The sequence below is a fragment of the Thermalbibacter longus genome, assembly GCF_023806485.1.
In the GTDB taxonomy this organism is placed as follows: Bacteria; Chloroflexota; Chloroflexia; order Thermomicrobiales; family Thermomicrobiaceae; genus Thermalbibacter; species Thermalbibacter longus.
In genome coordinates this window covers 671,463-691,586 of record NZ_JAMSLR010000001.1, presented here as the reverse complement: position 1 = coordinate 691,586, position 20,124 = coordinate 671,463, and the positions used below count along the sequence as shown (strand labels likewise).

13 protein-coding genes and 3 tRNA genes are annotated in these 20,124 nt (G+C 65.6%); 8 read left to right on the top strand and 8 right to left on the bottom strand.

What is annotated here, in order from left to right:
• Positions 1-7: 7 nt before the first annotated feature.
• Positions 8-2,653 carry an alanine--tRNA ligase gene (gene alaS, locus NET02_RS03045; protein ID WP_284055889.1) on the bottom strand — a complete coding sequence of 882 codons (2,646 nt, stop codon included), beginning with the start codon at positions 2,651-2,653 and terminating at the stop codon, positions 8-10.
• A gap of 492 nt (positions 2,654-3,145) precedes the next feature.
• On the opposite strand from alaS, the gene NET02_RS03040 reads away from it, so the two are divergent.
• The 5 genes from NET02_RS03040 (at position 3,146) to NET02_RS03020 (ending at position 7,052) form a co-directional block, all read left to right on the top strand.
• Positions 3,146-4,867 (top strand): cation:proton antiporter, encoded by a 1,722-nt coding sequence (locus NET02_RS03040; RefSeq protein WP_284055888.1) that lies wholly within the window; start codon positions 3,146-3,148, stop codon positions 4,865-4,867.
• 160 nt (positions 4,868-5,027) lie between these two features.
• On the top strand, positions 5,028-6,299 hold the full coding sequence (locus NET02_RS03035; protein WP_284055887.1) for a S8 family peptidase: 1,272 nt from the start codon (positions 5,028-5,030) through the stop codon (positions 6,297-6,299).
• 447 nt (positions 6,300-6,746) lie between these two features.
• Positions 6,747-6,819 (top strand) — tRNA-Arg (locus NET02_RS03030).
• Positions 6,820-6,864: 45 nt separating this feature from the next.
• Positions 6,865-6,953: transfer RNA gene (locus NET02_RS03025), tRNA-Ser, on the top strand.
• Between the two features lie 7 nt (positions 6,954-6,960).
• Positions 6,961-7,052: transfer RNA gene (locus tag NET02_RS03020), tRNA-Ser, on the top strand.
• A 202-nt stretch (positions 7,053-7,254) separates the two neighbouring features.
• Here the strand turns inward: NET02_RS03020 and NET02_RS03015 are convergent.
• From NET02_RS03015 to proS, 3 genes are all read right to left on the bottom strand, one after another.
• The gene (locus tag NET02_RS03015; protein ID WP_284055886.1) at positions 7,255-7,518 is read right to left on the bottom strand and encodes a GlsB/YeaQ/YmgE family stress response membrane protein; all 264 of its coding nucleotides are present in this window, start codon (positions 7,516-7,518) and stop codon (positions 7,255-7,257) included.
• Positions 7,519-7,950: 432 nt separating this feature from the next.
• Positions 7,951-8,463 carry a DUF4870 domain-containing protein gene (locus NET02_RS03010; RefSeq protein WP_284055885.1) on the bottom strand — a complete coding sequence of 171 codons (513 nt, stop codon included), beginning with the start codon at positions 8,461-8,463 and terminating at the stop codon, positions 7,951-7,953.
• Positions 8,464-9,918: a proline--tRNA ligase gene (gene proS, locus NET02_RS03005; RefSeq protein WP_284055884.1), complete on the bottom strand. Its 1,455-nt coding sequence runs from the start codon at positions 9,916-9,918 to the stop codon at positions 8,464-8,466. It lies immediately after the preceding gene.
• A 213-nt stretch (positions 9,919-10,131) separates the two neighbouring features.
• Here proS and NET02_RS03000 point away from each other — a divergent pair, with 213 nt between their 5' ends.
• Both NET02_RS03000 and NET02_RS02995 read left to right on the top strand, forming a co-directional pair.
• A complete protein-coding gene (locus tag NET02_RS03000; protein WP_284055883.1) occupies positions 10,132-11,253 on the top strand; it encodes a 6-phosphofructokinase in 1,122 nt (373 codons plus the stop codon).
• 61 nt (positions 11,254-11,314) lie between these two features.
• Positions 11,315-12,310, top strand: coding sequence for an AIR synthase family protein (locus tag NET02_RS02995; protein WP_284055882.1), 996 nt, complete (start codon positions 11,315-11,317; stop codon positions 12,308-12,310).
• A 60-nt stretch (positions 12,311-12,370) separates the two neighbouring features.
• On the opposite strand, the gene NET02_RS02990 is transcribed toward NET02_RS02995, so the two are convergent.
• From NET02_RS02990 to NET02_RS02980, 3 genes are all read right to left on the bottom strand, one after another.
• Positions 12,371-13,402, bottom strand: a complete 1,032-nt coding sequence (locus tag NET02_RS02990) for a cellulase family glycosylhydrolase (protein ID WP_284055881.1) — start codon at positions 13,400-13,402, stop codon at positions 12,371-12,373.
• Positions 13,403-14,040: 638 nt separating this feature from the next.
• Positions 14,041-16,023 carry an acetate--CoA ligase gene (gene acs / locus NET02_RS02985; protein ID WP_284055880.1) on the bottom strand — a complete coding sequence of 661 codons (1,983 nt, stop codon included), beginning with the start codon at positions 16,021-16,023 and terminating at the stop codon, positions 14,041-14,043.
• Positions 16,024-16,279: 256 nt separating this feature from the next.
• Positions 16,280-17,386 (bottom strand): LacI family DNA-binding transcriptional regulator, encoded by a 1,107-nt coding sequence (locus NET02_RS02980; protein ID WP_284055879.1) that lies wholly within the window; start codon positions 17,384-17,386, stop codon positions 16,280-16,282.
• A 581-nt stretch (positions 17,387-17,967) separates the two neighbouring features.
• Here NET02_RS02980 and NET02_RS02975 point away from each other — a divergent pair.
• Positions 17,968-18,495: a DUF3090 domain-containing protein gene (locus NET02_RS02975; RefSeq protein WP_284055878.1), complete on the top strand. Its 528-nt coding sequence runs from the start codon at positions 17,968-17,970 to the stop codon at positions 18,493-18,495.
• A 15-nt stretch (positions 18,496-18,510) separates the two neighbouring features.
• Here NET02_RS02975 and ggt read toward each other — a convergent pair whose 3' ends face one another.
• The gene (gene ggt / locus NET02_RS02970; RefSeq protein ID WP_284055877.1) at positions 18,511-20,124 is read right to left on the bottom strand and encodes a gamma-glutamyltransferase; all 1,614 of its coding nucleotides are present in this window, start codon (positions 20,122-20,124) and stop codon (positions 18,511-18,513) included.

Genomic DNA, 20,124 nt, shown 5'->3' with positions numbered 1-20,124 from the left:
GGTCAGCTTAACCGCCCTCGTGCGCTCCACGCACCTGCTGTTCGATGACGTCCCGGGCTGCTGCTAGCGCCTCTTCCAGCTTGCTCGGGTCATTCCCGCCGCCTTGGGCCAGCTCGGCCCGCCCTCCGCCACGACCACCGACGATCGGGGCGATCGCCCGGATCACTTTCCCGGCATCGACGCCACGTCGAACGGCGTCATTCGTCGCCATCGCCAGCAGTGTAGGCCGATCTTCGATCGACGTACCCAGAATCACCACACCTGATCCCAGGCGTTCACGCAGCCGATCGCCGATCGCGCGCAGCACATCGACGCTCGGCACCTCGACGCGCGCGCTCAGCACCTTGATCCCGTCGATGGCGATAGCTTGCTGGATCAGGGAGCCGGCCCGCTCGGCAGCGAGCTCGGCGCGCAATCGCTCGTTCTCGCGCCGGGACTGGCGAAGCGACTCGACGAGTTGCTCGACCTCCACTGGTAACCGTGCGATCGGCGCGTGCAGCTCCTGTGAGAGAGTCCGCGTGACACCCAGGAGTTCCCAGGCGAACTCGGCGCTACGCTTGCCGGTGATGGCTTCGACCCGCCGCACCCCGCTGGCAACGCTCGACTCCTCCGTGATCAGGAAAAGCCCGATCTCCCCGGTACGGTCGACGTGGGTGCCGCCGCACAGCTCCTTGCTGAAGCCAGGGATCGAGACGACCCGCACTAGCTCGCCGTACTTCTCTCCGAACAGCGCGATGGCTCCTTCGGCGATCGCCTCCCGGAACGGCTTGTACTCCGCCAGCACCGGCTCATCGCGCAGCACGTGCTCGTTGACGAGTTCCTGGATCGCTCGTAGCTGCTCCGGCTTGAGCGCCTCCAGATGGGTGAAGTCGAAGCGCAAGCGGTCCGGCGCCACCAGCGAGCCGGCTTGCTGGGCATGCTCTCCCAGAACCAGCCGCAGGGCGGCGTGGAGCAGATGCGTCGCCGTGTGATTGCGCTTGATCGCCGCCCGTCGCTCGCCGTCAACGACAGCTTGGGCACGCTGGCCGACCTGGAGAAAGCCCTCGCGTACCAGGCAACGATGCACGATCAGCTCTGGCGTCGGCCGCTGCGTATCCACGACCTCGGCGAGACCAGTGTCGGTCCGGATGAGGCCGGTATCACCGACTTGGCCACCTGCCTCACCGTAGAAGGGCGTGCGATCCAGAATAATCTCGATCTCCTGGCCGGCCTCGGCCTCGTCCACCACCCGAGCCAGATCGAGCAGGCCAGTGACGGTTGCCTCGGCCTCGAGCTGGGAATAGCCGAGGAACTCCGTGGGCTGGACACTGTATCGCGCGTAGAGATCGGCCCGCTCCCGCACGGTATCCGCGAACCGGCTCGCGGCTCCGGCCCGGCTTACCGCGCGCTGCTTCTCGAGTGCTGACTCGAACCCCGCACGATCGACTTTGAGTCCTTCCTCACCGGCCAGCTCCTCGGTCAGTTCCAGCGGAAAGCCGTACGTGTCGTAGAGCCGGAACGCTTCCACACCTGGGATTACCGACTCGCCGGAACGCTTGAGCTGGTCGACCAGCGCGTCGAAGCGGGCCATTCCGGCCGCCAGCGTCCGGCTAAAGCTCTCCTCCTCGTGGGCTATGACGCGCTTGATGCGGTCGCGCTGCTGGAGTAACTCGGGATGGTGCGGGCCGAACAGCTCGATGACGACGTCAGCCAGCGTGCCGAGAAAAGGCTGCTGCAGGCCGAGCAACCGGCCGTGTCGTATGGCGCGACGCAGCACCCGGCGGAGGACGTAGCCACGCCCCTCGTTACCAGGGAAAATACCGTCGCCGATGAGGAATGTAAGGCCCCGCGCGTGGTCGGCGATGACTCGCAGCGAGCGGTCGGTGCGCGGGTTCTCCCTGTAGCGCACACCGGCGAGCCGCGCCGCCTCCTCAAGAATAGGGTAGAAGAGATCGGTTTCGAAGACAGAGCCGGCACCCTGGAGGATCATCGCGATCCGCTCCAGGCCCATTCCGGTGTCGATATTCTTCTTCGGGAGCGGGCGCTGGCTGCCGTCGGGCTCCTTGAAGAACTCCATGAACACGAGGTTCCAGGTCTCGAGGAACCGGCCGCAGTCGCACCCAGGCCCACACTCGGGCCGGCCGCACCCGAACTCCTCACCCCGGTCGTAATGAATCTCGGAGTCAGGGCCGTTGGGACCGGTAGCGCCTACCGGGCCCCACCAGTTGTCTTCCAATTTGTAAATGCGAGACTCCGGAACTCCGATCACATCGCGCCAGTAGGCATAGGAAAAGTCGTCGTCGGGGTGGACAGTGGGATACCACCGCTGGGCTGGGATGCCGAAACGCTCGGTCAGGAGCTCCCAGGCCCAGGAGATTGCCTCGGCCTTGAAGTAATCTCCCACGGAGAAGTTGCCGAGCATCTCGAAGAAGGTCAGGTGGCTCTCGTCGCCGACCTCGTCGATATCCACCGTACGGAAGCATTTCTGGATGGACACGAGCCGGTTCGCCGGCGGACGCTCCAGACCCAGGAAGAACGGCACCATCTGCTGCATCCCAGCGGTAGTCAGCAGGACCGTGGGGTCGCTCGGGATGAGCGACGAGCTCGGCAGTTGCACATGACCGCGCTCGGCGAAGAATTCAATGAACGTGCGACGGATCTCGCTACTCTTCATGCCTCCTGGCGCTCCTCGCTCTGGCTTGCCCGCAGTGGACCCTCCGCCCTGGTGGCCGAACGCATCGACTCAGCGATGCGGGGCGGCAAACTCCATTCTACCGGCACGCCAGGGCCGGAACCAGGGCTGCCAGAGCATGTACGTACACAGTATGGCAGAGGCCAGGTGTTGTGTCAACGCGGCACCGGTCGCTCAGCGGCATGCCGGCGTCCCGCTGTGCCCCGGGCGCACCCGGATCATTGGTCGTCCGCGTTAGGGCGGCAGTTCGCCCGCCGTCCGGCCCTGGCACGCCAGGGCCCTTTCCCATTAGTATCTGAGCAAGGAAACCGAATCTGGCCGTCGTCCCGAGCGGAACGCGCTTCGGTAAACCCGCCTGCGGCGAACTGACCTGCTCGACCATGGGCCACGTGGGCGGTTCCTGTCCGTTCCCAGAGCCGTCTGCGACTGAAGAGACACGTCGCGTGGCCAGCCACGCGGGTATACGGAGAGATCGTGGAGAGTACGCGCGTCTTCATCGAGTTTCTCATGGTCCTGGGTCTTGCCCTGGTCTGCGGGGCGACAGCCCAGCGGCTACGGCAGCCTGTTGTGATCGGCTACCTTGCTGCCGGTCTCCTGCTAGGACGCGCTAACCCTTTCGTATCGGTCGGAGGAGAGGCGATCCAGTCCTTCGCGGATCTTGGGGTCACCTTTCTTATGTTCTCGCTGGGCGTCCACTTCTCCTTTCGCGAGCTCCTGGAGCTGCGTCGCATCGCGCTGTGGGGTGGTGGCGGCCAGATTCTCATCACCGCCCTGCTCGCTGGCACCTTGTTCACCACCATCGGCTTCGCGTTCGGTCAAGCGGTACTTCTGGCCGAGATCGTTGCGATCTCCAGCTCCATCGTCGCCCTGACGCTGCTACAGATGCGCGGTGCGTTCAACGAGCCGTATGCCCGGCTGATCGTGGGCATTGCGCTGGCTCAGGATTTGCTCGTCATCCCGTTCTTGGCCATTGTCCCGGCGCTGACTGGAGAGAGCGCGGGGGAGATCGGGCTCGAGGTGACCCGGTCCCTTCTACTGGCCGGTGCGGTACTGGTCTCCCTCGCACTCCTGGGCACGCGGGTGGTTCCGTGGGTGCTCTACCAGGTAGCCCGGCTCGGATCTCGCGAATTGTTTCTTCTCAGCATCGTCGCCATTGCCTTCGGTGTTGCGCTTGCCGGGCAGGAAGCCGGGCTCTCGTTCGCGCTCGGCGCATTCTTGGCAGGAGTCGTGGTGTCAGAGTCTGAATTCGCGCATCAGGTGCTGGGCGAGATTGTCCCGCTGCGCGATGTCTTCAGCGTGATGTTCTTCGCTGGGCTCGGGCTGCTACTGGATCCGGAAGCGATCGCACGCAACTGGGCGGCTGTGGTGGCCATCCTGCTCGCTGTCGTGGTCGTCAAAGGGTTCACTACCGCGCTCGTGCTCACCCGGCTCGGCTACCCTCCCGAAGCCAGTGTTCATGCTGGGCTGTACCTTTGCCAGATCGGTGAGCTATCGTTCGTCCTCGCCCTCCAGGGACTCGCCTTCGCCGTCATCGACGCGGACCTCTACAATGCGATCATCGCAGCGGCAGTGATGTCGATCGTCGTCAACTCCGGCCTCGTCAGCGCAGCCAATAGAGTGGTGCCTGTACTGGCCCTGCCGCTCCGAACGGCCGCCGCCGCTGAACCCGAGCTGCTGCCGGATCCTCCTGCGGACGACAGCCCTCTGCGCGGTCACGTAGTGGTCGCCGGCTACGGGCGAACCGGCCGCGAGCTCGTCCGCGCCCTCGAGCGGCGAGGCTTCCGCTACATCGTGATCGACCGCGACCCCGACACCATCCGCCTTCTGAGGCGGCGGGGTATCCCAGCAGTCTATGGCGACGCAGCCAACGAGCGGGTGCTCCAGGCTGCCGGGATCCCGCAGGCGCGCGTATTTGCTATCGCCATCCCCGATCCGCTCGCCGCCGAGACCGCGGTTCGCGTCGCGCGCCGGCTCAATCCCGTGCTCGACATCATCGCCCGGGCCGACCGCCGCGTGCACGTTCATCGCCTAGCAGAGGCAGGAGCGACCGAAGTCGTCCATCCGAGCTTCGAGGCCGGCCTGGAGATGGTTCGCCATACGCTGCACCGCTATGGAGTGGGCATCCAGGAGATTCAGGCCCTGATCTCAGCGCGTCGCCTCGATTACTACGAGGAGCCGGAGCAGCCCGAAGAGTAACGCGCTCTTGACGTCATCACCGAACTCCTGTATACACCCGCCAGTACACCTTCTGGTATTGCGAGTTGTCGTCGCTGTCGCGCCGGGCGACGGGCCTCATGCGGTGCGGGCACTGCCTGTTGTGCCAGCGAGCACGACCAGTTATGGATGGAGGACAACTGTGGCACCGGTGTCGAAGATCCTGTTGCTCGTCGCTGTTGTCTTGGTCGTTATCTTCCCGTTCTCGCTGGTGCGCGAGGGGATTTTCAGCCCGGGAGCGGCCGCGGCGCCGTCCGGTCGAGTACGAGTCATCGTCGTCTTGCGCGACGATGTCGTCGACCCACAGCGATCGGCGGCGAGCCTAGCGCAGCAGTATCGAGGCGCCGTGAGCTTCGTGTACGAGCACGCGCTCAAGGGCTTCGCGGCCGAGTTCCCAGCCCAGGTGGTGCCGGTTCTCGCGCGCGACTCGCGGGTGTCCTACGTCGAGCCGGATCAAGTCGTCTACGCGTTCGGCGAGCTGCCGACCGGCGTCGACCGCATCGAGGCCGATCAGAACAACACCGCCCAGATCGATGGCTCTGACCAGCGGGTCAATGTGGATATCGCAATCCTCGATACTGGGATCGCCTCTCACCCTGACTTGAACATTGCCGGCGGGGTCAACTGCACCTCTGGCGGTATCCTGCGGCCGAGGTGCAAGTCGGGCGGATACGCGGATAAGAATGGGCACGGCACGCACGTCGCAGGGATTGCGGCCGCGCGCGACAACGGTTCGGGCGTGGTCGGCGTGGCGCCTGGGGCCCGCCTCTGGGCAGTGAAAGTGCTGGGTGACAACGGCAGCGGGTATCTGTCATGGATCATCGCGGGTATCGACTGGGTGACCAATAACGCCAGCACCATCGAGGTTGCGAACATGAGCCTCGGCTGCGAGTGCAGTAGCCAGAGCCTGGACGCCGCGCTCAACCGCTCGACCGACGCTGGCGTTGTGTACGTCGTCGCGGCCGGTAACAGCGCGAAGGACGCGAGCACGTTCAGCCCGGCGAACCACCCGCGCGTAATCACGGTCTCGGCGATGGCCGATTTCGATGGCAAGGCCGGTGGAAAAGCAACGCCGACGTGCCGGAGCGATGCCGGCGCGGACGACACGTTCGCCACCTTCAGCAACTACGGCTCGGTCGTTGATCTCGCGGCTCCTGGAGTCTGTATCCGTTCGACAGTTCCAGGTGGGTACGCCGTCTACAGCGGGACGTCGATGGCGAGCCCGCATGGCGCCGGTGCCGCGGCGTTGTACATCGTCGAGAAGGGCATCGCGCGGAGCAGCACCCGCTGGTCTACCGTGCGGGATGGACTGAGGAGCGACTGGGCAGTGCCTCAGAGCGACGACTGTGGTTTCTCGGGAGGGGACTTGAACGAGCCGTTCCTCTTGCTTGCCGCGTGCGAGGTCGCTCCGTAGTTCTCTGACCGTCGTGGGCACGCATAGCCACGATCGGTCGTGCCCGCGGGGGCCGGGCTGAGCCATCTCCCGGCCCCCGGCCGCGCATGCTGCTCCCCAGCCGCGTCTCGCTCCCCCGGAACCACGCCCCGGCGGGATCGGCCCTGCACCGGCATATCCGGCTCACGGCACTCTGTCACTGGAGACGAGCGGCGATGTCGAGCCGTCATGCCGTTCAGGCGCGTGAGACGCGTATCCTGCAATCGCTCTTCTGGCGCGCCCTCGCTCGCGCTCCGCGGGGGATCGCCGGCGCTGCGCATCCCGCACCTGCGGGACTGGACTGTGCCCGGCCGAACCACGGCGTAGACCTCGCCCGGCGGCGGCAAGGTCGCTGTTGCACGGCAGCGACGGCGCGTGTTATACTCCTGCACTGGAGCACGCGCCATTCGGCGCGACAATGAAGGACGCGCGCCCGTAGCTCAGAGGATAGAGCGTTTGGTTGCGGACCAAAAGGTCGGGGGTTCGAGTCCCTCCGGGCGTACCGGGCAGATGCAGGGCCAGCGCCCTGCATTGCTATAATAGGCGCGGAGGGGTGTCCGAGTGGTTTATGGTGCCGCTCTCGAAAAGCGGTAGGGCGATGAGCCCTCGTGGGTTCGAATCCCACCCCCTCCGCCAGCAATACGGAAGGGTCGCATAGTTGGCCGAGTGCGCGCGACTGGAAATCGCGTGGGCGTGATGAGCGCCTCGTGGGTTCGAATCCCACCCCTTCCGCCAGAAGCTTCAGCGCATCGCCTCTTGCCGTCACCCACTGGTGACGGTTTTTTAGGCATGGAGAGGCGCATACCCTCTCAGCGGCCATCGCGATAACGATGCGGGTTCGACCGGGTGGTCAAAGCTCGGTCGCCAGAAAAAATCCGGGTGGAGGGCTAGCCCTCCACCCGCTCGTTCAGTCGGCAATCGCACGTTGTGCCAGGCGCTAGGCCCTGGCGCCGCCGGCCACCGCGCGGTAAATGGCCAGCAGGATGATGGCTCCGATGATCGCCACGATCAACGTGCCCAGGTTAAACCCCGCAGCCCAGTCAGCGCCGGTGAGCAACGCGTAGATAAACCCGCCCACGATGGCGCCCAGAATGCCAACGATGATGTTGGCGAGCCAGCCCATCCGAGCGTTCGTGCCCATGATCATGCTGGCGATCCAGCCAGCCAAGGCCCCGATGACGATCCAGCCGATAATACTCATCGCCCTTGTCCTTTCGCTCTACCACTCGCACGGCACGGTGCCTTGCTGCGAGATTGACAGAAGTATACACACTTCCGCGAACTTTGCCATCCCCCTTTTCCATCTCGCAGACCGAGTTCTAAACGGCCCATCACTGGATACTGTGACGGTCTCCCGCTCACCTCGAGATGACAGCCCGTTCGCCGGTACCGATGACTGCTGAGATATCGCGTTTCAGCGTGATTCGCCCGGAAGCAGGTGGTGATGTGGGCCCGTCGTCCGCGTCGCGCCTAAACGAGCCGCCTGGGGATTTCGCCCTACCCTCGTGCCACGCGGGTCTGGACGGCACAGATCGATCGCGTCTCTGCCTTTCGCCCCAAGACCGGCGTGCGCCGGCATGCGGGCGAACTCTCGCGGCGATCGAGTCCCGAGGACCGGTCACACGGACGGGCTTCACAAAGCGGCGGGCTCGGACCCACCAGAGGGTGGCACTGGTGGTACCAGGCGCTCGGTCACAGGGCCAATCAGCAGGTACCGAAACGGCCGGCCCTGAAAGCAGCGCACTGCCCCATACACGGCGTATCCGATCGCCGCTAGAGACAAGAGGAGCGCCATCATTACGATGCCAATCGTAATGACAAGCACGAAGACGAAGGTGAAGATCCGAACCGCGGTGAAGACCTCGCCTTCAGGACTGACATCCGGCACCGGCGGGCCGACCCACATGAACGGGAGCCAGACCACGGCGATGGCCGCGAATGCGAGCAGGATGCTGAGGACGTATACGGCGAACTGGTAGATCATCGCCTGGGCCGCTTGAAACGCGACGTAGCGCGAGCGCTCTCGCTCGCGCCACCAGATGACTAGGCTGAGCAAAACGCCGTAGATCGAGGCGAGAATGAGAAGATGCGCGATCCCGGCGAGCGTCCGCTCCTGATCATTCGGCTGCTGGTTCAAAACGTCCACTTAATACGCCCGCGCCCAAATCACTCGATAACGCCCGGCCTCGCCGCAGACCAAGCATGCACCGATACGCTCCGGCTGGTCGAACGGGATACAGCGAATCGTCGCCCGTGTCTCAGCCTTGACCCGCGCCTCGCACTCGGCACTCCCGCACCAGAACGCGCGGGAGAAACCGGCATTCGCTGCCACGCGCTCCTTGAGACGGTCGTAACTGGTCACATCTTCAGTATGCTCGTCGAGCATTCGCTTAGCAGAGGCGAACAGGCTGCGCTGCACGTCTTCGAGCGTCTCGGCGATGGCAGCTCCCACCCCGCTGACAGGCACTGCCTGGCGCTGGCCGAGCACGTCGCGCCGTACCAGCGTCACCTGCTCCTGCGCGACGTCCCGCGGGCCGATCTCCAATCGTACCGGCACCCCCTTGAGATCCCAATCGTTGAACTTCCACCCCGGCGTCTTGTCGTCGCGCAGATCCGCATGAACACGCACGCTATCGCGGAGCAGCCCGCGCACGCGCTCGACCGCCTCCTCGACCTTCGCGCGCTCCTCGTCGGTCCGCCAGATCGGCACGATGACGACCTGGATCGGCGCGACCCGTGGCGGCAGCTTCAATCCGCGGTCGTCGCCGTGCACCATGACCATGGCTCCGACTGTTCGATGTGAGAGCCCCCAGCTCGTGTTGAAGGCATACCGCCGCTTGCCCTCGGCGTCCAGGAACTGGATCTCGAAGACTCGCCCGAAGTGGTCTCCCAGATTGTGCGAGGTCGCCGATTGGAGCGCCCAGTGCTTGCCGCCCATCATCGCCTCGATGGTGTAGGTGCGGAGCGCGCCTGCGAACTTTTCGGATTCAGTCTTCTGACCCGGGATCACCGGCAGAGCCAGCTCGGTTTCGACGAAGTCGCGATACACCTCGAGCATCAGGCGAGCGCGCTCTTCTGCCTCCTCCAGGGTGGCGTGAACCGTGTGCCCTTCCTGCCACAGGAACTCGAGCGTGCGCAGGAACGCTCGCGGGCGCTCCTCCCACCGCACCACGCTGCACCACTGGTTGATCAAAATCGGAAGGTCGCGATACGACTGCACCCAGCGGGCGAACATCGGGCAGATGATCGCTTCGGACGTCGGGCGTACCGCCCACGGCTCCTCCAACTCCTTGTCCCCGCCGCGGGTGACCCAGGCAACCTCCGGCGCGAAGCCTTCGATGTGCTCCGCCTCACGCTCGAACATGCTCTTCGGGATGAAGAGCGGGAAATAGGCGTTCTGGACCCCGGTCTCCTTGATCCGCCGATCGAGCTCCGCCTGCATGTGCTCCCAGAGCGCGAACCCGTAGGGCCGGATGACCTTGGTGCCGCGTACCGGAGAATCGTCAGCCAGCTCTGCTTTGCGAACGACTTCGACGTACCAGCGATCGAAGTCGTCCTCCTGCTCGATCAGCTCCTCGACGAACTTCCGTTCCGTGGTCATCGCCTTTGTCCTCCCACCAGGGTCCGTTTGCGCGCTAGCTCCACCTCGTTACCGTGGCTGCGCGCTCGGCGCTGACTGTGCCTGGGCGAAACGAAACGGGACGATTGCCTGTGTACAATGCAGTGGAACCGAAGCCATCGCGCGATGCGCCTCGGTGCGATTATACCGTGCCTGCGTGGTTCCGCGGATCTCGCGGCGAAGAGCGGAGTGCCGATGGGGACGATGATCCGGCGCATCGGCGTGCTGACCGCGGGAGGCGATGCGCCCGGGCTCAACGCCGCCGTCCGAGCCGTCACGAAGGCTGCCATCCTCGCTCACGGATGGTCGGTCATCGGGTTCGAGGACGGCTTCGAGGGTCTTTTGACCGGCCGTAGCTGCCCGCTCACGCTCGACTCGGTGCGCGGGCTACTGCCCGTTGGCGGTACCATGCTCGGCACGTCCAACCGCACAAACCCTTTCTGGTGCGCGGTGCCCGAATTCGGCGACCGGGAGCCGAGAGACCACACCGAGACGCTCATCCGCTCGCTCCAACGCCACGAGGTCGATGCCCTCATCGTGATCGGGGGCGATGGCAGCCTGTCGATCGCCTACCGGCTGTGGCAACTGGGTGTCCCGATCGTCGGTATCCCGAAGACGATCGACAACGACGTTCGAGGCACCGAAGTGACGATCGGGTTCGACACCGCGGTCGCAGTCGCGACGGAGGCGATCGACCGGCTCCACACCACGGCCGAGAGCCACCACAGGGTAATGCTGGTGGAACTGATGGGCAGAACGGCTGGCTGGATCGCGCTCTTCGCCGGGTTAGCCGGCGGCGCTGATGCCATCCTGATACCCGAGATCCCGTATAGCCTGGAGGCGATCGTGGAGGTCATCGGGCGGCGGGAGCGTGCCGGGCGGCCATTCACGATCGTTGCTGTAGCCGAAGGGGCACAGTCGCGGGAGGGCCAGGCTGTTTACGAGATTACCGGCCCCCAGCCCTACCAGCGGAAGTATGGCGGGATCTGCCGAGTACTCGAAGAGCAACTAGCCAGCCGGGTTCGACTGGCGGTGCGCTCCATGGCCCTGGCCTATCTCCAGCGCGGTGGATCACCCACCGCTCGCGACCGGACGCTGGCCACTACCCTGGGTAGCGCTGCTGTCCACGCCGTCTCGGCCGGCCATTTCGGCCAGATGGTGGCAGTGCGCGGCGATCCTCACGGCCGCGCCATGACGTCTGTCGTGACGGTGCCACTCGCCGAGGCTGCGCGCGGGCCCCGCCTGGTACCGGCAGACCACCCGCTGCTGGATGCGGCCCGGCGGCTGGGTATCAGCATGGGCGAGAGCCTAGACTAAACGAACACGATCAGTGAGAGGTCATAGCGTGGGGAAGCACCTTCCTGTAGGTAAGCTGCCGATGGAGCTGCTGTCCGAACTCCTGGGAGAGCTACCGGCGGACGAGTCGGTCGTGCTCGGGCCCGGCATCGGCCGCGACGCGGCAGCCGTGCGGCTCGGCGAGCAGCTCGTCGTCCTCAAGAGCGATCCCATCACCTTCGCTACCGACGAGATCGGCTGGTACGCGGTCCACGTCAACGCGAACGATGTCGCGTGTCTCGGAGCGACTCCGCGCTGGTTCCTCTCCACTCTTCTCTTACCTGAGAGCGGCACGACTCCGGAACTGGTACGGCGCATCGCTGCGAGCCTGCGCGCCGCGTGCGCCCACCTCGGCATCAGCCTCATCGGCGGCCATACCGAGATTACGACCGGGCTGGATCGCCCGATCATCGCTGGGACAATGGTCGGCACGGTCGAGCCGGAGCGGCTGATTCGGCCGGATCGCGTTGAACCGGGTGACGAGATCTTGCTAGCTCGCGGCATCGCGATCGAGGGCACCGCGATCCTGGCTCGCGAGTGCCAGGACAGGCTGGCGGCCTACTTCGACGAGGGATTCTTGAATCGCTGTCGCGCATTCCTCCACCAGCCGGGGATCAGCGTGGTTCAAGCCGCGCGGCTCCTGCACGACCACCTGGGTGAGCGACTGCATGCGCTGCACGATCCGACTGAAGGCGGGCTGGCCACCGGGTTGCGCGAACTGGCATTGGCAAGCGGCTACGGCCTCACTGTCGACGCGCGGGCGATCCCGATCTATCCGGAGACACGAGCCCTCTGCGATGCGCTGGGGCTAGACCCATTAGGTTTGATCGCCTCGGGTGCGCTGCTGGCCGCGGTCGACCCGGGCACGTCTGGCGAGGCGCTCGCGCTCCTGCAGCAGGCCGGTATCCCGGCCGCCGCCATCGGCCGCGTCGAAGCGGACCCAGCTCGGCTCGATCTGGTGACCGATGCCGGCGTGGCTCCGCTGCCGGCTTTCCCGGTCGACGAGCTGGCTCGCCTCTTCGCCGAGGGACTCTGCTGATCCGGACGCGCCTGGGGTAGCACCGGTCGGTGCTACCCCAGCTGATCCAAGGGCTGTGCACTAGGACTTCGGCATCTGCTTGAGCGCCTCGTAGGCGGGACGCGGGCTCCAGTCGGCATTCACCACTGACCACGGCGCCTTCTCGTCCTCCGGCCCGACGATGGTCGAGAAGTTGAGGTTCCAGACGAACATGCCAGTGACCCAGGGCCACTGCGTGCGAGCGATCTCGAAGGCCCGCACCAGATACTGTGCCTGCTCCTCCTCGCTCACGTTCGCTCCGTACTCGTAACCAGGGGCCTGGTTCGCAGTCGTCCAGCCGAACTCAGTGATCCAGACTGGCCGGGTATCGCCGTGCGCCTCCATGACGGCCCGCAGTTGCTCCGCGCGCCGGAAGTAGAAGCTGGGGTGATCCTGCCAGCCAGGGCCCGGGCCGGGGTTATCGGGCCACATCGTGTCAGGCGGATTATGCGTCGCGTTCGCATGGACGCCGAGCACGTCGAAGTACTTAGCGCAGTTCCCATCTTCCAGAGCGTAGAAGTCCTCCAAGTACTTCACGTCGTCGATCGCGATGGCGGGATCGTTCACGCCGGTCGGCGTGAGGCCACCGAAGACGACCAGGATGTCGGGATCAGCCTTCTTTACCCCCTCGTAACCAGCTTGGAGCAGCCGGCAGTATGGCTCCAACTTCACCTGCCCGCCGTAGGCGTACGAGAGATTCTGCTCGTTCCAGATCTCCCAGGCTTGAATCTGCCCACGGTAGCGCCTGGCCAGCCGGCGCATCGCCTCCTCGAACGTGCCGTAGTCGCTCAGCAGTTCCTGGCCCGAGGGGTCGCGAGCCCACTCTGGCGGCTCGACGATCGTCGCCAGGATCTTGATGCCGAGCGGGGCATAGGCCGAGACGACGCGGTCGAGCGGCCGGTAGTCCCATTGGCCCGGCTGCGGCTCGAGCGCTTTCCACTCGACCTGGATTCTCACCCAGCCGAAGCCCGCCTGCTGCACCAGCTCGGCTGCCTGCCGATTGTACGGGTCCCCCTGGTCGTCACCGCGCCAGGCGACATTGAACCCGTAGGCGAACTCCCCCTGCACGGGCACCGGTGAAGCCCCTTCCGGCGTGTTTTCAGAGGCGGGCGTGCCGGCAGTTGCTGTCGGAGACGGAACCGACGCAGCCGGAGAGCCTGCGGGACTGGACTGTGGCTGGGGGGACGGCGTCGCCGGCGAGCTCCGGCAGGCAGCGGCACTGAGGAGCAGGATCAGACAGCCGAACCAGACAAGCAATCCTCTTCGGTTCACGATACGGCACCCTTCCTTTCCACACTCAGATTAAACGCGCCAGCCTGCGGGCGGTCGCCGGCAGTTGCCTTCAGTAAACGATTTGCCGCCCGCAACGTACCGACGTGGTGGACGAGTTCGAGGCTGGAGTAACAGACCGCTGGGGCAACGATGGGTGGCGAATGCGAGTTCACGTTCGTTCCCCCAACAGGTATATCGAGTGTCGAGCGTGAAAGCGACACCGGAAGGAGCGAGCCCCACGCCACCGCCTTCGCGGGTTAGCCGGCGCACCGAAGCCAGGCTATCACTGCGGGTAATCGGCACCCGGCTCACTGGCGAGCACAGGGACTAAACCGCGACGACCCGCACAAAACCCCGGGCATCGTGCTAGGCGCTGCGGGCTACCGGTAGCCCTGCCCAGCCAGGCACGGTGCCCGGGGCGGTGCGGCCAGTCGCGATACTCAGCCGGTTTGCTCAGTCTCCTCGTACTGCCGCTTGATCTCTTCTAGGACCGCCGGATCGGTCAGCGTCGTGGTGTCGCCGAGCACCCGGCCCTCAGCGATATCGCGCAGCAGCCGTCGCATAATCTTCGCCGAGCGCGTCTTGGGCAGGTCGGCGGTGAAGAAGATATCGGACGGCCGCGCGATCGGGCTGATCTTGTCGGCCACCCACTCCCGCAGCTCATCCCGTAGCTGCTCGCTCGGCCTGAAGCCGGCCTTGAGCACGACGAACGCCGAGATGGCCTGCCCCTTGACCGGGTCGCTCCGCCCGATGACCGCAGCCTCCGCCACGGCCGGGTGCGCCACCAGCGTGCTCTCGATCTCGATGTTCGAGAGCCGGTGCCCGGCAACGTTGACCACGTCGTCGACCCGCCCGGTGATCCAGAAGTAACCGTCCTCGTCCTTGCGCGCGCCATCGCCGGTGAAGTAGCGGCCCGGGAAGCGCGACCAGTAGGTCTGCACGTACCGGTCAGGGTCTCCCCAGAACGTCCGGAGCATTGCCGGCCAGGGCCGGGTCAGGACCAGGAAGCCGCCAGCGTTCGGCGGGCAGGGATTCCCCTCTTCGTCCACGACCTCTGCCTGCACGCCGGGGAACGGAATGGTGGCCGAGCCCGGCTTCGTCGTGACCACGCCTGGCAGCGGCGTAATCATGATCATGCCGGTCTCGGTCTGCCACCAGGTGTCGACGATGGGGCAGCGCCCATGCCCGATGTGCTCGTGGTACCACATCCACGCTTCGGGGTTGATGGGCTCGCCCACAGTGCCGAGCAGCCGCAGGCTAGAGAGATCGTGCTTGGCCGGCCACTCCGTGCCCCACTTCATCGCCGTGCGGATAAACGTCGGCGAGGTGTAGAGCACGTTGATGCGGTACTTCTCGACGATCTGCCAGTAGCGATCCTTTTCCGGCCAGTCCGGCGCTCCCTCGTACATGACCGAGGTCGCACCGTTGGAGAGCGGGCCGTAGACGATGTAGCTGTGGCCGGTGACCCAGCCGATGTCGGCGGTGCACCAGTAGTAGTCCTCGTCCTTGAGGTCGAACACCCACTTGCTCGTCAGGTGAACGCCGAGGAGGTAGCCGCCGGTAGTATGGAGAATTCCCTTAGGCTTACCGGTCGTCCCGGAGGTGTACAGGATGTAGAGCGGGTGCTCGCTGTCCAGCGCCTCGGCCGGGCACGTCGGAGCAGCGTCGGCCATCAGCTCGTCCCACCAGAAGTCTCTCCCCTCGACCATCTGCGCCCCTGCGGTGGCGCCGATGCGGCGCAGGACGACGACTTTCTCGACCGTGGGACATTCCGCGAGGGCGCGGTCCGCAAGCTGCTTCAGCGGGACGATACTGCCGCGCCGCCAGGCGCCGTCCTGCGTGATCAACAGCTTCGCGCCGGCATCCTGGATCCGGTCGCGCAGCGCGTCCGAGCTGAATCCACCGAAGACCACGCTATGCGGCGCGCCGATTCGCGCACAGGCCAGCATGGCGATCGGCAATTCGGGCACCATACCCATGTAGATGGAGACCCGATCACCGCGCTGCACGCCCAGGCTCTTCAGCACATTGGCGAATCTCTGCACCTCCCGGTGCAGGTCCTGGTACGTCAGGACGCGCGAGTCCCCGGGCTCGCCTTCCCAAACGATGGCAGCCTTGGTTCGTCGCCAGCTCTGGGCATGTCGGTCGACGCAGTTGTAGCAGACGTTGAGTTGCCCACCGATGAACCACTTGGCCCAGGGGGCATTCCACTCCAGCACCTGATCCCACTTGCGGAACCAGTGCAGCTCCGCCTCGGCATGTTTTGCCCAGAACGCCTGAAAATCTCGTTCCGCCTCCTCCCAGGGAGTCCGATCTTTCACTCTCGCCTGCTCGCGGAACTCGGGTGGAGGTGGAAATCGCCGCTGCTCGACCAGCAACGCCTCGATCGCTCCGGTCCGGGCGACGTTATCACCATTCGCCATCGATGCCCTCCCTTCTACACCGATCGCTGCGCAGACCCACTTCGAGAGAACAGACTGTAGGGACCGTTCCCCTCAGGTATCCCTGAATCCGGCGTCGCACCAACCCCAGCGTTCGGAAGGGACCGCCGCAAGGAAGCTTCCCGGAGTAGCCCCCTTTTGGGCATACACTCCAGGAATGCTGCTGTGCGATGTTGTCCGAACCCACGCATCGGCAGCCCAGACGCTGTGATCTCAGGGCGTAGAAGTAGTGTCGCTGTCATTGTAACCCATCTTGCCGAGCTGAGCTGTCGTTTCGCCTCGAGACGGGTCCGCAAGTGCGGCGGACAACCAGCTCTGCCTGGAAACAGATATGAGCTGGGTCGTACTGGCCTTGTTCCAGCGCGTTCAGCAGCAGCTCCGCCCCGCGGCGTCCCATCTCGCGCATCGGCACGCGCATCGTCGTCAGGCCCACGTAGCGCGCGACCTCGACATCGTTGTAGCCGACGACTGCCAGGTCGCCGGGTATACGCAGACCGGCTTCCCGCGCTGCTTCCAATACCCCGAGCGCCTGGGTGTCGCTCCCGACGAAGACCGCCGTTGGAGGCTCGGGAAGCGCCAGGAGCGAGCGCAGCCCCGTCTGTCCTCCCTCGGGCGTGAAATCCGCGATCACCTCGTAGTCAGCGCGCCACGGTATCCCCGCTTCCGACAAGGCCTGCCGGTAACCGGGAGCTCGTCCAGAAGTCGACTCCAGGCGAACGGGATCTTCCTGGTGGTCGATAAGCGCGATGTGACGATGTCCGAGCCGGATGAGATGACGTGTCGCGTCAGCAGCGGCCCGCTCGTGGTCGACGAGCACGCTGGGTAGAGCTGGGTGAGCGCTGTCGATGAGGACGGCCGGCAGGTTGAGCGACTGGAGCGACTCGACCTGGGACGAATCCGGAGTGAGGGAGACCACCAGTGCCCCATCGGCACGCCGCGACTCCACTAGATCCTCGAACGCGCGATCGCGATCCGCGGCCCGCTCGATGGAATAGATTACGAGCGCGTACGCGCTCGCGGCCAGCGCCTGCTCGATCCCGCGCAGCACCTCAACATAGAAATAGCGCGTGAAGAGCGGCACGACAACGGCGATCGCGTTCGTGCGCCGGCGAGGGAGTGCCTGCGCCGCGCGGCTGGGGCGATAGCCGAGCTTGCGCATCGCCGCCTCAACGCGTGCCCGGGTCGCCGGGGCTACCGGGGCGTGGCCGCTCAGGACGCGCGAGACGGTACCGATACCGACGCCAGCCTCGCGGGCGACGTCTCGGATCGTCGCTCGTTTGGCTGTTGAGACGGGCCAACGGGTGGCCGGCTCTTGCTGCACAGCCTCCTCCTGCTTTCGCGCCATCGCGCTGTCACTCCGGGTCGTCTCGAGCAGCAAGAGTGCACGACGCCACCTTGCTGTTTGGAACCGGTTCCAGTATACTCTGGGGCAGAGTTCATGTGCAATCTCTCGACGACCACCAGCACCGAACGCGCTCTCCGAGGTGGCTGTTTCGAAGGTGCATCGTCCAGGTTTCGAGAGATTGCGCGAGACGAGCTGGATCGCTGTATTGGTGATCAAAGCCGTCACTCGTTGCCCTGCATAGGGCTGGTGGAGATTGCGCGGAGCTCCCGGGCAGCGCTCGGGAACTAGTCGAATGGCAGCAAACCTGCTAGAAGCTGCAGAACCGCACACGACAGCGCGCAGGTGCCCACTTCGGCAACGATGGTTGACCCTCCTCCCCCCGTCGGAACCCGATCACCGAGCCCGCCCCACAAGTCGCCAGGGCACCTGCGCACATTTGATGTTGCTAGCGCCTCGCCGATCCATCGAGGCCCGAGGGTCGCGCTCGGGCTAATAGGCCATGCGCACCGTGCCGTCCCGCGGCGAACGCTGTAGTATTGTTGGACGTGGGAGGAACCCTCGCGCCGCGAAGGCACGGAGGCATGCCAGCGCACCGCCACGAGTACGACCAGTTGACGGTCCTGGAAGCTGAAGCTATCGGGCAACCCGGGCAGCGCCGGTTCAGGTTGATCGCTGGCGCCGGAGGTGACGTCATCTCCCTGTGGATGGAGAAAGAGCAGCTCCAGGCGCTGGGGCTGGCGATCGAGCAACTGATCGAGCAGCTCCGCTCCGCTGGCCTCATCCGCAGCCGCGTACCCGAGCAGCCGGCCCGCTTGGAGCGCCCGGTTCCACCTTCGGCCCCGGAGTACCTGGTGAGCAAGATGGCGATCGGTTACGACGAGGAGCGCCGGCAGATCGCTATCTTCGCGCACGATATCGAACAGGAAGACGACGAGGATCCGGTGTTCGCCGGCCGCGCCACTCTACCAGCAGCGAAAGCGCTCGCGCGGCAGATCGCAGCCGTCGTAGCCGCCGGCCGGCCGCGCTGCCCGCGCTGCGGCGCGGTCATCGGCCCCGAGGGACACGTCTGCCCGCACGACAACGGCCATCTACCCTGGATCGAGGGCTGAGCAGCCCCAACCGGGCTACCAGCCGAGCGCGTATCCCTCCGCACGTGGATCGGCCGCTCCCTCGAGCACGCCATGTCCGCGGTCGATCCTGATCATCTGCGCGTGCCCCATGAGCGAGTCCCAGCCCTGGACCCAGCGGACGTTGTGACCCCGCCGCTCCAGCTCCTCGCCTGCCGAGGCGTCGAAACCAGGCTCCAGGTAGAGCGTTTCTACTTCGTCTCCTGGCTCCAACCGGCTAAGCCAGCGTGGCGCTTCGATCGCAGCTTGCGGCTCCAGTTCGAAGTCGACGAGGTTCGCCAGGAGCTGTAGTTGGATCTGCGGCTGGCCATGCCCGCCCATGCTTCCGAAGACCACCCAGGGCAGGCCGTCGCGCAGCAACATCGCCGGGATCAACGTGTGCAGCGGTCGCTTCCCCGGCGCCAGGCAGTTGGGCGATGCCGGGTCGAGGGTGAAGCAGGCGCCGCGGTTGTGGAGCACGATGCCGGTTCCCTCGGCCACCAGGCCACTACCGAACGACTGGAAGATGCTCTGGATCAGCGAGACGGCTCGGCCTTCACGGTCGACCACACAAAGGTAGACGGTGTCGTTGTCCCAGGTCACGGACGGCACGGAGAGGGCTCGCTCAGGATCGATCCGCCGGCGCAGCTCCTCGGCATAGCGCTTGTCGAGCAAGCGATCGAGCGGGACCTGGACAAAGTCAGGGTCACCGACGTATCGATCCCGATCGGAGAAGGCAAGTTTCTTCGCTTCGACCATGCGGTGCAGCAACTCGGCGCTGCCCCAGCCCAGCTCAGCGACCTCATAGCCTTCGATGATGTTCGCCATCTCGAGGGCGGTCACGCCATGGGTGTTCGGCGGAAGCTCCACCAGTTCCAGACCGCGGTAGGTCGTCGAGATCGGCTCCACCCATGTCGATCGGTGCTCTGCCAGATCGTCGAGAGTCAGTACACCCCCTGCCGACTGTACAGTCGCCACGATGGCCTCGCCGATCGGGCCGCGGTAGAACGCGTCCGGGCCATGCTCGGCCAAGAGGCGGAGCGAGCGCGCCAAGTCTGGCTGCACCAGTCGCTCGCCCGGCCGGAGCGGGCGCCCCTGGGGCAAGAACTGGCGATACGCCGCCGCCTGTGCCCGCAAGAGTTCGGCGGTGTCCGCAATAGCCTCGCTGAGCAGCGGGGTGACCGCGAAGCCTCGTTCGGCATACTCGATGGCTGGCCTCAGGAGCTCCGCTAGCGGCCGGCTGCCGCAGCGCGCAAGCGCCGCTGCCCAGGCGTCCACAGTCCCTGGAACGGTGACGGCCCACGCACCACGCTGCGGCATCGTCGTGTAGCCGGCAGCACGCACCGCTTCCGGACTGGCCTGAGCCGGGGCCCTGCCGCTTCCGTTCAGCGCCAGCAGCCGCTCTTCGCTCGGCTCCCAGATGAGGAAGAACGCGTCACCACCCAGCGAGCACTGGTTCGGATACACCACGTTCAGCACCGCGTTCGCCGCGACTGCAGCGTCTACAGCGTTTCCGCCCTCCTGCAGCACCCGCAGTCCGGCAACGCTCGCCAGGTAGTGCGGCGTCGCGACCATCCCCTCCGTAGCCCGAGTCGTCGGGCGCCCCGTTCGCTCCGCGCCTATCGACCGCAT

Bases quoted from the DNA above. Each gene is read 5' to 3' on its own strand.
- alaS (WP_284055889.1), bottom strand. From the start codon at position 2,653: ATGAAGAGTAGCGAGATCCGTCGCACGTTCATTGAATTCTTCGCCGAG.
- NET02_RS03015 (WP_284055886.1), bottom strand. From the start codon at position 7,518: ATGAGTATTATCGGCTGGATCGTCATCGGGGCCTTGGCTGGCTGGATC.
- proS (WP_284055884.1), bottom strand. From the start codon at position 9,918: ATGACCACGGAACGGAAGTTCGTCGAGGAGCTGATCGAGCAGGAGGAC.
- NET02_RS03000 (WP_284055883.1), top strand. From the start codon at position 10,132: ATGGGGACGATGATCCGGCGCATCGGCGTGCTGACCGCGGGAGGCGAT.
- NET02_RS02995 (WP_284055882.1), top strand. From the start codon at position 11,315: ATGGAGCTGCTGTCCGAACTCCTGGGAGAGCTACCGGCGGACGAGTCG.
- acs (WP_284055880.1), bottom strand. From the start codon at position 16,023: ATGGCGAATGGTGATAACGTCGCCCGGACCGGAGCGATCGAGGCGTTG.
- NET02_RS02980 (WP_284055879.1), bottom strand. From the start codon at position 17,386: ATGGCGCGAAAGCAGGAGGAGGCTGTGCAGCAAGAGCCGGCCACCCGT.
- NET02_RS02975 (WP_284055878.1), top strand. From the start codon at position 17,968: ATGCCAGCGCACCGCCACGAGTACGACCAGTTGACGGTCCTGGAAGCT.
- ggt (WP_284055877.1), bottom strand. From the start codon at position 20,124: ATGCGGTCGATAGGCGCGGAGCGAACGGGGCGCCCGACGACTCGGGCT.